At 70.2% G+C, this 12,989-nt stretch carries 7 protein-coding genes and 1 pseudogene; 2 read left to right on the top strand and 6 right to left on the bottom strand.

Annotated features, from left to right (window positions below):
* Positions 1 to 37 precede the first annotated feature (37 nt).
* Both OG792_RS18280 and OG792_RS18285 read right to left on the bottom strand, forming a co-directional pair.
* On the bottom strand, positions 38 to 6,139 hold the full coding sequence (locus tag OG792_RS18280) for a ThuA domain-containing protein (protein ID WP_329100436.1): 6,102 nt from the start codon (positions 6,137 to 6,139) through the stop codon (positions 38 to 40).
* Between the two features lie 395 nt (positions 6,140 to 6,534).
* Positions 6,535 to 6,864: a hypothetical protein gene (locus tag OG792_RS18285; RefSeq protein WP_329100438.1), complete on the bottom strand. Its 330-nt coding sequence runs from the start codon at positions 6,862 to 6,864 to the stop codon at positions 6,535 to 6,537.
* A 224-nt stretch (positions 6,865 to 7,088) separates the two neighbouring features.
* On the opposite strand from OG792_RS18285, the gene OG792_RS18290 reads away from it, so the two are divergent.
* Together OG792_RS18290 and fmdA are read left to right on the top strand one after the other, a co-directional pair.
* The gene (locus tag OG792_RS18290; RefSeq protein WP_329100440.1) at positions 7,089 to 7,403 is read left to right on the top strand and encodes a zinc ribbon domain-containing protein; all 315 of its coding nucleotides are present in this window, start codon (positions 7,089 to 7,091) and stop codon (positions 7,401 to 7,403) included.
* Positions 7,404 to 7,483: 80 nt separating this feature from the next.
* Positions 7,484 to 8,737 (top strand): formamidase, encoded by a 1,254-nt coding sequence (fmdA, locus tag OG792_RS18295; RefSeq protein WP_329100442.1) that lies wholly within the window; start codon positions 7,484 to 7,486, stop codon positions 8,735 to 8,737.
* 39 nt (positions 8,738 to 8,776) lie between these two features.
* Here fmdA and OG792_RS18300 read toward each other — a convergent pair whose 3' ends face one another.
* The 4 genes and pseudogenes from OG792_RS18300 to OG792_RS18315 form a co-directional block, all read right to left on the bottom strand.
* The gene (locus tag OG792_RS18300) at positions 8,777 to 10,162 is read right to left on the bottom strand and encodes a family 43 glycosylhydrolase (protein ID WP_329100444.1); all 1,386 of its coding nucleotides are present in this window, start codon (positions 10,160 to 10,162) and stop codon (positions 8,777 to 8,779) included.
* Between the two features lie 220 nt (positions 10,163 to 10,382).
* Positions 10,383 to 11,300, bottom strand: a complete 918-nt coding sequence (locus OG792_RS18305) for a pentapeptide repeat-containing protein (RefSeq protein ID WP_329100446.1) — start codon at positions 11,298 to 11,300, stop codon at positions 10,383 to 10,385.
* A 73-nt stretch (positions 11,301 to 11,373) separates the two neighbouring features.
* Positions 11,374 to 11,570, bottom strand: a pseudogene (locus OG792_RS18310) (GNAT family N-acetyltransferase); the annotation flags it as partial.
* A gap of 106 nt (positions 11,571 to 11,676) precedes the next feature.
* Positions 11,677 to 12,951, bottom strand: a complete 1,275-nt coding sequence (locus OG792_RS18315) for a cytochrome P450 (protein ID WP_329100447.1) — start codon at positions 12,949 to 12,951, stop codon at positions 11,677 to 11,679.
* Positions 12,952 to 12,989: the final 38 nt, after the last annotated feature.

The raw sequence follows: 12,989 nt of genomic DNA on the forward strand, positions 1-12,989 counted from the left end.
CCGTTCAGGGGCAGTAGACCGCCACAGCGGTGGTGGGTCAGGAGGCGTACGCCTCGAACTCGGAGAGTTGTCCGGCGGGCCAACCCGTGTTGCCGGTGAAGGTCAGCCGCAGGTAACGCTGTGACGTGCCCTGGAAGGTGATCGTCACGGTGTTACCGGTGGCCGGGTTGAAGGTGTAGCCGGCCGAGCCGACCACCGTCGAGAACGTCGTCCCGTTGGTGGAACCGAGCACCGACAGGGTCTGGGTACGGGTCCCCCAGTCCGTTGCCGGTGGCAGCTTGAGCACCACCCGGGACACCGTCACCGCCGAGCCCAGGTCGACCGTGAGCGACTGCGGGAACGCGTTGTTCGCGGACTCCCAGTAACTCGACGCGTTGCCGTCGACCGTGTTGCCGGGCACGTAGTTCTGGCTGGTGCTGGTCGCGGTGACCGGGCGGCCCGCCGCCAGGTTGGCGTTGGTGGCGGTGCCGGTGCCGGACAGCGCCACCGTGAGCGGGCTGCCCGGCGCGTTCGAGGCCACCGACAGGGTGCCCGTACGGGCCCCGGTGGCGGTGGCGGTGAACGTCACGTTGACCGTGCAGGACGCCCCGGCCGCCAGGGACGAGCCGCAGGTGTTCGACTGGGCGAAGTCCCCGGTGGCGGTGACGCCGGTGAGGGTCGCCGCCGCCGTACCGGTGTTCGACACCGTCACCGCGCTGGCCGGACTGGGCGATCCGACCGTACGGCTGCCGAACGACAGGGTGCCGGGCGAGACCGACAGCACCGGTCCCCCGGTGCCGCCGCCGGCGTACACCTCGAACTCCGACAGCTGGGCCGCCGGCCAACCGGTGTTGCCGGTGAAGGTCAACCGCAGGTAGCGGCGGGCCCCGGCCGGCAGGTTGAGGGTGACCGTGTTGGCTCCGGCCGGGTTGAAGGTGTAGCTGGCCGAACCGAGCACGGTCGAGTACGACGTGCCGTCCGTGGAGCCGAGTACGGACAACGTCTGGTTGCGGGTCTCCCAACCCGGCGGCAGCTTGAGCACCGCCCGGTTGACCGTCACCGCCGCGCCGAGGTCGACCGTCAGCGACTGCGGGAACGCGTTGTTGGCGCTCTCCCAGTAACTCGACGCGTTGCCGTCGACCGTGTTGCCGCCGCCGTACCCCTGGTTGGAACTGGTGGCGGTGACCGGGCGGCCGGCGGCCAGGTTGCCGCTGGGGGTGACGCCGGTGCCGGTCAACGGCACGGTCAGCGCGGTCCCGGTCGTCGGGGTGACCGTCAGCGTTCCGCCGCGGGACCCGGCGGCGGTCGGCCGGAACGTGACGTTGACGGTGCAGGTGGCACCGGCGGCCAGCGACGAGCCACAGGTGTTGGTCTGGCTGAAGTCACCACCGGTGACCACGCCGGTCAGCGTCACCGCGGCGGTGCCGGTATTGCGTACCGTCACGGCCTGGGCGGCGCTGCTGGTGTTGACGTTCTGCGGGCCGAAGGTGAGGCTGGTCGGTTGCGCGACCAGTCCACCACCGCTGCCGGCGCGCCGCCGCTCGAACTCGGCCGCCCAGTACGCGGTCCGGTCCAGGTACGCCGTCTCCGCCGACGCCCCGGTGCGCCCGTACGCGCCGGAGTAGGTCTGGTAGTTGAACCCGGTCGGCGGCGTGCTCCGGGCCGGTTCGAGGGTCGAGCCCTCGTGCCACTCGTTGAACGAGGTGATCGACACCCAGGTGGGCAGCCCACCGGTGGTCGTACCCAGGGCGTTGTTCCACACCTGGTCGTAGGTGGCGCCGTTGTTGCGGGCCAGCGTGGGGGTGGTGTTGCCGGGCACGGCCCGGTCGTCGATGTAGCCGGGGCCGATCGACGGCGCCCAGATCAGGTTGTTCGCCCTCGCGTAGGCGCTGGCGTTCGCCCAGCCCGGCGCGGTCGTCGCGGCGATCGCGTCGTAGGTGTACATGCCGGAGAAGCCGGCGATCTTCGAGGTGTCGGTGGTCTGGGCCAGGATGATGTTGTTCGCGTTGACCTGGCTCAGCGCCGACCAGTCCGGGACGTTCAGGCTCTCGAAGACGTAGAACGCCGGCCGGTTGCCCTGGTCGGCCGCCCGGTAGAAGGCCGGGTGGCCGCCGTACCGGGTGTTGATGTAGTTGATGTCGGCCACGGTCGAGGCGCCGGTGCGACCGCTGTACGGCTCCAGGTGCCAGGCGATCTTGATGCCCTGCTGAGCCGCCGCGTTCATCACCGTGGTTACCAGGTTGTCCTCGTACGAGCCCTGGCCCCACCAGGAGTAGACGAGCACGTTCGCACCGGACTGCTTCACCCAGGTCATGTGCTGCGCGAGCACCGCCGGGTCACCCGAGTCGTACGCGCCCAGGGTCGGGTAGAAGTCGGCCCCGACGTCGTTGGGCGGGGTCCGCCCACCCTGCTGCCAGTGCCGCCAGCCGCCGTTGGGTCCGGTCGGGCTGCCGTACCACGGGTAGTAGAACAGGTGCACGTTCGACGATCCGGTCGGTGCCGGGCCACCGGTCACGGTGATCACGACGTTGGCGGTGCTGCGGGCACCACGGGCGTCGGTCACGGTCAGCGTCGCGGTGAAGGTGCCGGCGCTGGCGTACGTGTGGGTGGTGTTGGCGGTGTTCGCCGTACCGCCGTCGCCGAAGCTCCAGGCGTACGTCAACGGGGTGTCACCCTCGGCGTCGGTGGCGCTGCCGGTGAACGTCACCTGAAGCGGTGCGGCGCCCGACGTCGGCGTCGCCGCCGCGGTCACCTGCGGCGGGGTGTTGCCACCCAGCCCCGGCCCGACGAAGTCCACCCAGTTGACGTTGAACAGGGCGGTTCCGGCCGCCGTGCCCGCCGCGGCCTTCGCCACGAAGAACAGCGGCCCGGTCGTGGTGCTCGCGGCCAGCGGTACGGTCAGGTCGGTGAAGTTCTGCCACCCGCCGGTGTTCGGCACGCTCACCGAGCCGAGCAGTGTCCCGGTCGCCGACCCGGTACGCACCTCGACCGTGCCGCCGGTGCTGCCCGAACTCGCCCGCAGCCGCAGCGACTGGATCCCGGTGAGGTTGGTCGGGGTGAACGACCAGAAGTCGCCGTTCTCGATGAAGGCGATGTTCTGGAAGCCGCCCTGCGGGTCGGTGGTGGTCTCCCGCTGCACGCCCTCGGTACCGCCGGTGGGTGCGCCGGGAATCCGGCCGGTGCCGTTGAAGTACTCGGCCTGCTTGCGCTTGGGCTGCAACTGGACCAGCGACCTGCCGGTCAGCGGAGCGGCACCGCCGGGTCCGCCGAGGTCGGTGTAGGTGGCCTCCAGTACGGCGAAGATGTTCGCGTCACCGCCGTGCCCACTGTCCAACGAGGTCTGGATGCTGCCCGAACACCCGGTCCGCTGCTGCAACGGGTGCGCGTGCTCGTCGTGGCCGAGCAGGTACTGCAACGTCACCCGGGCGCAGTCGATGGTGCCGCCGTCCGGGTCGGTGACGGTCACCGAGTAGTTCACCTGGGCGCCCCAGTCGAAGAACCCACCGTTGGGCGGCAGGGTCAGGTTCACCACCGGTGCGGTGTTGCCGACCGTGATCGGTACGTTCGCCACCGCGCTACGGCCACCGGGGTCGGTCACCGTCAACTGGGCGGTGAAGTTGCCGTTGGTGGTGTACGTGTAGCTCGGGTTCGGCTGGGTCGAGGTGCCGCCGTCGCCGAAGCGCCACGCGTACGTGATCGGTTGCCCCTCCGGGTCCCGCGACCCGGCGCTGCTGAACTGCACGGTGAGTGGCGCCCGGCCGCTGACCGGTTGCGCGCTCGCGGCGGCGATCGGCGCCGGGTCGACGGCCCGGTAGTCGATCCGGTAGATGCCGGAGTCGTCGTTGTTGCCGCCGAAGCCGCTGCCCCACTCGATCAGGTAGAGCGCGCCGTCCGGGCCGAAGTCGAAGTCCATCGGTCGGACCGTCGACATGCCGGTCAGCAGCTGGTTGATGTCCACCAGCGACTTCCCGTCGGCGCTGACCTGCATGGTGTACAACTTGTTCTGGTTCCACTCGCCGAAGATCGCCTTGCCGTCGTAGTACGCCGGCCACTTGCGGCTGGAGGCGAGGCTCGGGTCGTACCGGTAGACCGGGCCGGCCATCGGCGCACCGCCGCCACCCAGTTCGGGGAAGAGCGGGTTGGCGTCGTAGTCGTAGTCGACCGTCGCCGGAACCACCGGCGGCAGGGTGGTCAGGCCGGTGTTGTTCGGCGAGTTGTTGACCGGTGCCGCGCAGTTGAACGCCGGACCGTTCGGCCCGTTCGGGAACGTGTAGTCCCGGTACGCGGCGTTCCTGCCGACACAGTACGGCCAGCCGTAGTTGCCGGCCTGGCCGACGATGTTCCACTCCACCGTGTTGCCGGGCCCCCGGTCGGCGTTGGCCTGCCCGTCGGGGCCGTAGTCGGCCACGTAGAGCACGTTCGTCCTCGGGTCGACGCCGATCCGGAACGGGTTGCGGAAGCCCATCGCGTAGATCTCGGGACGGGTCTGCGCGGTGCCCGGTGCGAAAAGGTTGCCGGCCGGCACGGTGTAGGTGCCGTTCGCCTGCGGGCGGATCCGGATCACCTTGCCGCGCAGGTCGTTGGTGTTGCCGGAGCTGCGCTGGGCGTCGAAGTCCTGCCGCCCGGCCCGCTCGTCGATGGGCGTGAAGCCACCGGACTCGAACGGGTTGGTGTTGTCACCGGTGGCGAGGTACAGGTTGCCGGCGCTATCGAAGGTCATCGTGCCGCCGGAGTGGCAGCAGGTGTTGCGCTGGGTGTCGACCTGGAGCACCACCCGCTCGCTGGCCAGGTCGAGGGTGTCGCCGGTCACGGTGAACCGGGACAGCAGGTTGCGCGCCGCCCCGCCGTTGGGCGAGTAGTACAGGTAGACCCAGCCGTTGGTGGCGAAGTTCGGATCGAGGGTGAGGCCGAGCAGCCCGTCCTCGTTGCCGGTGAAGACGTTCAGCGTGGCGGCGGTGACCGTGGTCCGGGTGTCCGGCTTGATGATCCGCAGCCGGCCGTCACGTTCCAGGTAGAAGACCCGGCCGTCCGGCGCGATGTCCAGCTCCATCGGATTGCTCGTGTTGCTGTCCAGGGTCACCTTCTCGAAACCACTGGTCTGGGTCGCCCCACAGTCGGCCGCGACCACCCCGGCCGCCGTCTGGATGCCGCCGAGCAGGTGGGACCGGAACTGCGGATCCGCGTACGACTCGTTGGTGTGACCGCCGCCGGTGTACCAGGACCGGCCCCCGTCGTAGTTCTTGCACCAAGCGGTCGGGTGATCGGCACCCATCGCCCCCGTACCTGGGGTGTAGCTCGACTCGTCGATGCTGGCCAGCACGTGCGCCGAGCTACGTGGGTTGGTCCGGAAGTTGTACCACTCGTCGAAGCGGCTCCACCGGGCCGGCAACGCGGCGGTGGACGGGTGGGCCGGATCCTCCACCTTGACCGTCGCCTGCTGGTTCGCCGGGTGGCTGGTGAAGTACGCGCCGACCAGGTTGCCGTACCAGGACCAGTCGTACTCGGTGTCGGCCGCGGCGTGGACGCCGACGTAGCCGCCACCGGCCCGGACGAACCGCTCGAACGCGGCCTGCTGGGTGGGGTCGAGCACGTCGCCGGTGGTGGAGAGCCAGATGACCGCCCGGTAGCGGGCCAGGTTGGCGTCGGTGAACGCGGTCGCGTCCTCGGTCGCGTCGACGGTGAAGTCGTTCGCCGCGCCGAGTTGCTGGATCGCGGTGATCCCGGCGGGGATCGAGTCGTGCCGGAATCCGGCCGTCTTCGAGAACACCAGCACCGAGTACGCCGCCGCGGCGGCAACCCCCGCCTGCCCGACGCCCACACTGTTCCCGGTGTCCCCGGCCTTCCCGGCCTTCCCGGTGTTCCCGGTGTTCCCGGTGTTCCCGGTGTTCCCGGTGTTCCCGGTGTTCCCGGTGTTCCCGGTGTTCCCGGTGTTCCCGGCCTTCCCGGTGTCCTGGGTGGACGCGGTGTTTTGGGCGGACGCGATGTTCTGAGTGGACGCGGTGTTCTGGTCGGCTCGTGTCTGCGGTGTCGCGGCGGCGGGTGGGGCCGCGGCGCCGAGCGCGGTGACCGTCGCCGTCGCGGCGGCTACGAACCCGGTGACCAGGCGGACGAGTCTTCGGTGCCCGGAGGGGCGCGGGGAGCGGTGACGGGACCGGAACATTCGGGGGGTCTCCTTTCCCGGTGGCGGCACCGGGACAGGCGCCATCGGCTCGGCTAGGACCGTGGGTGCCATGGCGGTGCCCGCATCGGGTGTTCGGCGAGGACCGCGACCACCCCCGCTGCGCGGGTGTTGCGGTCATGTTTCGGCGGTGTGTTGAGCGATAGATTAGCGCCGATCATTGCAAGAATCCACCCAACCCTAGAAATTTCTCGACTCCCCCACCCCACCCCTCCCCCACACCCCTGCCCCCCACCACCAACCCACACGCGATCTAGGGCAAATACAGGTGAATTGATCTTCAATCACCTGTATTTGCCCTAGATCGACGCAGAGAGGGGTGGGGGGGCGCGGGGGGCGCGGGGGGTGCGGGGGGAGAAAGGAGGAGGGGGTGGGGGTTAGCGGATTACGCGGCAGACTAGGGCGTCGGAGGGGCCGCGGAAGGCGGTCATGACGACGTCGTAGGTGAGGTGCTTGCAGGCGAGGTACGGGTCGCCGGGGCCGACGTAGTGCAGGAGGGTGCCGGGCGGGTTGGCGTAGCAGCGGAGTCCGGTGCTCTCGTAGAAGCCGATCCAGGCGGTGGGGTACTTCGACTGGCAGTAGCCGGCGATGGACAGCGGACCGAAGGGGACGTCCACGACGGCCGCCTGCGCCGGTGTGGCGAAGGCCAGGGCACCGACGAGGGCCAGGAGCAGTCCGGTGGCGAGCGTACGGACACGTCGACGCATGAGCGCTCTCCTAGCCTCGGTGGTCGGCGATGACGCCGATCCGATTATCCATAAGGAATCTTTACTAATCAATGGGTGGCGGGTCGCCCCACGAAGGGATCGGCGGGTAGCAGGCGCCACTGCCGTACCAGGATTCACGACTTGTGGCGTTGTGCTGCGGCGTCGCGGCCGAGCGGTCGATGCTGGGGTCCTGGACGGACTCCGGTGTCCGAGGGGAGAGCCGGTTGGCGACGTACGAGTATCGGTGCCCGCGCGACGGCGACTTCGAGGTACGGTTCCCGATCGGCACCGCCGCAGCGAGTGTGCGCTGTGCCGCCTGTCGGCGCGAGTCCCCCAGGATCTTCACCGCGCCGCTGGTCAACGCGATGTCACGCCCGTTGGCCACGGCCATCGACCGGGCCGGACGAAGCGCGGAAGCACCCGAGGTGGTTTCCCGGATCCCCGGTGACCGACATCCGGGTGGCGGCCGGACCTCCGGCGAACGGCGGTCGCGTACCCGGACCACCAACCCGGCCCAGCTCCGTCTGCCCCGACCGTGACCGTCGACCGGCGGGGCGCGACGGCGGTGGAAAGCGGTCGGAACCGACAGCCACGGCGCGCTGCGATGAGGGGAGTCACGATGCCCGAAGTCATCTTTCCGCTGGACTCAACGAAGAAGTTCACCGACCAGGAGAAGGTGGGCCACAACAGGTGGCACCCCGACATTCCGCCGGTGGCCACCGTACGGCCGGGTCAGATTTTCCGGGTTTACTGCCGGGAGTGGTTCGACGGCGCGATCCACAACGACGATTCGGCCGAGGACATCCGGGATGCGCCGCTGACCACCGTGCACGCGCTCAGCGGGCCGTTCGCGGTGCACGGCGCCGAGCCGGGTGACCTGCTCATCGTGGACATCCTGGACGTCGCCCCGCTGCCGCAGGAGGACTCCGGGCCGCTGGCCGGTCAGGGCTGGGGCTACACCGGCATCTTCGCCAGGCAGAACGGCGGCGGCTTCCTCACCGACCAGTTCCCGGACGCGTACAAGGCGATCTGGGACTTCACCGGGCAGCAGGCGACCTCGCGGCACATTCCGGGGGTTTCGTTCGTCGGCATCACCCACCCGGGCATGATCGGCACCGCTCCCTCCGCCGAACTGCTGGCCAGGTGGAACGCCCGCGAGGGAGCGCTGCGGGCGACGGATCCGAACCGGGTGCCGCCGCTGGCCCTGCCACCGGAGCCGCAGGATGCGATCCTCGGCTCGCTGACCGGCGCCGACTTCGACCGGGTCGCGGCCGAGGCGGCACGTACGGCACCGCCCCGCGAGAACGGCGGGAACCAGGACATCAAGAACCTCACCAAGGGCAGCCGGGTCTTCTACCCGGTGTTCGTCCCGGGTGCCAACCTGTCAATGGGCGACCTGCACTTCTCCCAGGGCGACGGTGAGATCACCTTCTGCGGCGCGATCGAGATGGGCGGGATCCTCGACCTGCACGTCGACCTGATCAAGGGCGGAATGCAGACGTACGGCGTGACCGAGAACGCCATCTTCATGCCCGGCAACGTCAGCCCGCAGTACAGCCAGTGGCTGGCCTTCTCCGGCACCTCGGTGACGCTGGACGGGGAGCAGCGTTACCTGGACTCGCAGTTGGCGTACCAGCGCGCCTGCCTGCACGCGATCGACTACCTGACGAAGTTCGGGTACAGCCCGGAGCAGGCGTACCTGATTCTGGGTGCCGCGCCGATCGAGGGGCGCTTCTCCGGGGTGGTGGACATCCCGAACTCCTGCGCGACGGTCTACCTGCCGACCGCGATCTTCGACTTCGACGTACGGCCGTCGGCCGGTGGACCGGTCGGGATCAAGCCGGGCGGGGGTGCACCGAAGGCGACCTTCTGACCCGTCTCGACCGGGCGGCTCGCCCGTAGCGGGGTCGGGTCAGTAGACGTACGGCCAGCCGGCGGCGTCCCAGCCCAACAGGTTGATGCCCAACAGCGCGGCACCGTTGTCCGCGTAGTAGTGGTAGAACAGCACGTCGGCATCGCTGTCGGCGATCACCGCCTGGTGGCCGGGACCGTGGATGGAACCGTGGCCGGCGAGCACCTGGGTGCCGCCGCCCGAGGTCATCGAGGTGCCGTTGCGGTCGAGGTACGGGCCGGTGACGGTCCTGGACCTGCCGACCATGATCCGGTAGGTGCTCTGTGCGCCCTGACAACACCGGTCGAACGACGCGAACAGGTAGTAGTAACCGCCGTAGCGGTGGATGGTCGGTGCCTCGACCGCCCCGCCGACGTTCGACGGCCGGGTCGCCAGCGCGCGTACGGCGGTGTCGGTGGTGGACCTGCGGCCGGTGGCCGGGTCGAGGCGGATCAGCTTGAGCCCGCTCCAGAACGAGCCGAAGCTGAGCCACCACTGCCCCTCGGCGTCGACGACCAGGTTCGGGTCGATGGCGTTGTAGTCGACCGCCGTACTGCTCTCGATCACCAGGCCCCGGTCGGTCCAACTGCCCGAGGCGCCGGTCGGGCTGGTGGCCAGGAAGATCGCCGACCGCTGCGAGCCGAAGGTGGACGCCGAGTAGTACAGGTAGAACTGACCATTGCGGTAGGAGATGTCCGGAGCCCAGAGGTTGCGACCACCACCGGTGTACGCCACGGTCCACGGCGCCCCGCTCGGCCAGACCGGTCCGGCGTCGCGCCACGCGGTCCGGTCGCCGGAGGTCTTGATGGCCAGGTTGTCCCCGGTCGCCACCAGGATGTACCCGCCGGTTGGCGACTTCACCACGGCCGGGTCGTGCACCCCGGTGTCACCGGTGACCCGCCCCGGACCGGGGTAGGCGGCCGGCGGCGTACCGGGTGGGCGGGTCGGCGCGGTGGTCGGCGCGGTGGTCGGCCCGGACGTCGGCGGAGGTGTGCCGGTCGGTGGGGGCGTTGTCGGTGCCGGGGCGCCGGTGCAGGTCACGCCGTTGAGCGCGAAGCTGGCCGGCACCGGATTGACCACGCTGTTCCACCCGCCGTTGAAGCCGAACGCCGTACTGCCGTTGGTCGGGATCGCGCCGTTGTAGCCGGCGTCGGCCACCGTCACCTGGCCGCCGGACTGGACGAAGGTGCCGTTCCACAACTGGGTGACCGTCTGACCGGCCCCGAACGTCCACACCAGCCGCCACCCGTCCAGCGGGTCGCCGAGGTTGTGGACCGTCACACTGGCGCCGAACCCGCCGGACCACTGGTTCGTCACGGCGTACGCGATCCGGCAGGAGACGGCGGCCGCCGCCGCGTTCACCACACCGACCGCACCGAGCATGCCGGCCAGGGTCAGTACGGTCACGATGGTAAGCCGGGGACGACTGCGACCCGGATACGACATGGTCATCTCATTCCGTGGCGGTGTCGCGTCGGGCGACTCATCGCCATGACGCGGGATCCCCGCTGCCCGGAAGCGGTACGGATGGGGCCCGGGGACAACAACCGACCCGGCTTCGATCCGACCAGCCAAGACTAGCCCCGGAAACTGATGACCGTCAATGTCGGCCGTCGAGACACGAGCGTCAGCCTCGCCGGGCTCCCGGCCCGCGTCGGCGCGGGGAGATCGGCAGCAGTGCCCGCCCCACCGACGGACCCACCGCCGTCCAGTACGGCGGGCGGTCGAGCGCGGCCGGCAGGCGGGTGTTGCCGTCTCCCCTGGCCGCGTTGACCTGGAACTGGGTGAGGAAGATGCTGCCGGCGAGGTTCGCCCCGCTCAGGTCGGCGCCGCGCAGGTCGGCGCCGATGAGGTCCGCCAGCCGGAGATCGGCGCCGCGCAGGTCGGCACCGATCAGGTAGGTGCCCCGCAGGTTCGCCCCCCGGAGGTCGGCGCCACGCAACCTGGCTCCGATGAGGTCGGCGCCCCGGTGCTCCGCCCGGCGTCCCCGGACCCCGGCCCGGACCAACTCGCTGGTCCGCAACAGGAGCGCGTTGACCTCCTGCCGGTGCGCGGCCACGTCGAGTCCGAGGATCTCCTCGGGCCCGTGTCGGGTGAGCCGTTCGGTCCGGTCGAGCAGCGTACGGAGGTCCGGGTGGATCGGACGGGCCGGCTCCAGGGTCAGTGCCTCGGTGAGGTACCAGAGCAGTTCGTGGAGCTGCCGCATGACGGTGAACACGTCGAACATCTGCTCCGCGGTGCCCGGTGCCTCCCGCCAGTCCCGTCCACCGAAGGTGACCTGGGCGACCTGTTGGCCGGCGCCGAAACAGTCGAAGACGGTGCAACCGGGGAAGCCGTGCTGGCGGAGGTCCCGATGGATACCGCAGCGGAAGTCCCGGCCCAGGTTCGGACAGGGCTGGCCGGCGTCCTTGTCGATCGCGAAGTCCGCCGAGGCGGCGAAGGCCGGCGCGACGCAGCACAGGCCGAAGCAGCGGGCGCAGTCGGCTCGGAGATCGGAGCGTGCCCCGTCGGGCGCGCCCCGCGCGTCCTCGCGTACCGCGGACAATGTTCGAGCCCCCCGCCGAATTTTGGCCACTGTTTCCCGGCCGTAGAGCCTACCGCCGGGGTCAGAACTCCTGGTACATCATGCCGGTGTAGCCGCGCTGCCGGGCCAGTCGAGCGCGTACCGGCACAGGGCGGTGCCGACGCCCCCGCGCCGGGCATCCGTGGCGACCATGAAGCTCGCGGTCGAGACGCGTGCGCCCGGTCCCGGGCGGTTCGTTCCCATCTTTGCGGTGCCGAGCACCCGTGCACCGTCGACCGCGACGACCGTCAGTTCGGCCTCGACGAACTCCCTGATCTGCACGGCGGCAGACTAGTGGCGCGACCGGGACGGGAACAACCGAATTGTCCGCCCGTCGGCCGGTGCCCGCCCGGATGGGTCACTCGGGGAACGTCGCACCGACCGCCGGTGACGGGGTGAAGGTCGTCGGCAGGTTGATGTAGCCGTTGATCGCCCTGATCGACGGGTACGGTCGCAGCCGCTCCTCGTCGACGACGTAGTCCGGGATCCGGCGCAGCACCTCCTCCAGCATCACCACGGCCTGGACCTTCGCCAGGTGTGAGCCGACGCAGCGGTGGATGCCGGAACCGAAAGCCACGTGCCGGTTCGGTGTGCGGTCCAGGCGTACCTCGGTCGGGCAGTCGAAGGCGGCCGGGTCCCGGTTCGCCGCCGCGAAGGCGAGCATGACCCGCTCGCCGGCCGCGATGCGCTGCCCACCCAGCTCCACGTCCCGGGTCGCGGTACGCGACATGAACTGCACCGGGGCGAGCACCCGGAGGAACTCCTCGACGGCGTCCGGGATCAGGGTCGGGTCGGCCGCCAGCCGGTCCCGCTCGGCCGGGTTGCGGTACAGCCAGTGCAGCGCGTGCGAGACCAGGGCGGTCGTGGTGTCCACTCCCCCGGCGATGACCAGCCCACAGGCGGCGATGACGTGGTCCAGCGGAAGCGGTACGCCGTCGTCGTCGGTCGCCGTGGCGAGCACGCTGATCAGGTCGTCGGCCGGGTCGACCCGGCGTTGCCCGACCAGCTGCGCGATCAGCCCCGTCATCTCGCTCAGCGCCGTCACCGCCCGCGCCGCGTCGGGGGTTCCCGGCGGGCTGTACACCATCAGGTGGACCGGCTGCGCGTAACGCTCGAAGTCGGCCAGCGGGATGCCGAGGACGCTCATGGTGACGATCGCCGGCACCGGGTTGGTGAGCGCGTCCACCAGGTCGGCCCGACCGGTCGGGGTCACCCGGTCCAGGCAGGCGGCGGTCACCTGCCGGATGAACGGTTCCCTCCGTCGGGACTGCTCCGGTGACAGCGTCGGATTCAGCAGCCGCCGGTAGGTGAAGAACTCCGGTGGATCCAGTTCCTGGGGCACGTTGAGGTACGGCGTCGGCGGGTTGCTGGTGCCGCGCATCGGGCTGTCGGGATCGCTGTGGTCGTAGAAGGACGAGAACGTCGAGTGGTCGCGCAGCGCCTCGACCAGGGGCTCGTAACCGGAGACCACCCAGGTCCCGCCGTGCGCCGGCGTGTACGCGACCGGGCACCCGGTCACGTTGGCGTCGGAGATCTCGCGCCAGCGGCGCTGGTAGTCCGACGAATGGTGGTCGAGGTCGATCGTCGCCCTGGGTCGTACCCCGTCGGCGTCGTCGCTTCGTTCGGCTTCCACGGATCCTCCTGCGGTAGCGGTCCGTCCATCATGGCCGG

The sequence above is a fragment of the Micromonospora sp. NBC_01699 genome (assembly GCF_036250065.1).
In the GTDB taxonomy this organism is placed as follows: Bacteria; Actinomycetota; Actinomycetes; order Mycobacteriales; family Micromonosporaceae; genus Micromonospora_G.

Bases quoted from the DNA above. Each gene is read 5' to 3' on its own strand.
- OG792_RS18280 (WP_329100436.1), bottom strand. From the start codon at position 6,139: ATGTTCCGGTCCCGTCACCGCTCCCCGCGCCCCTCCGGGCACCGAAGA.
- OG792_RS18285 (WP_329100438.1), bottom strand. From the start codon at position 6,864: ATGCGTCGACGTGTCCGTACGCTCGCCACCGGACTGCTCCTGGCCCTC.
- fmdA (WP_329100442.1), top strand. From the start codon at position 7,484: ATGCCCGAAGTCATCTTTCCGCTGGACTCAACGAAGAAGTTCACCGAC.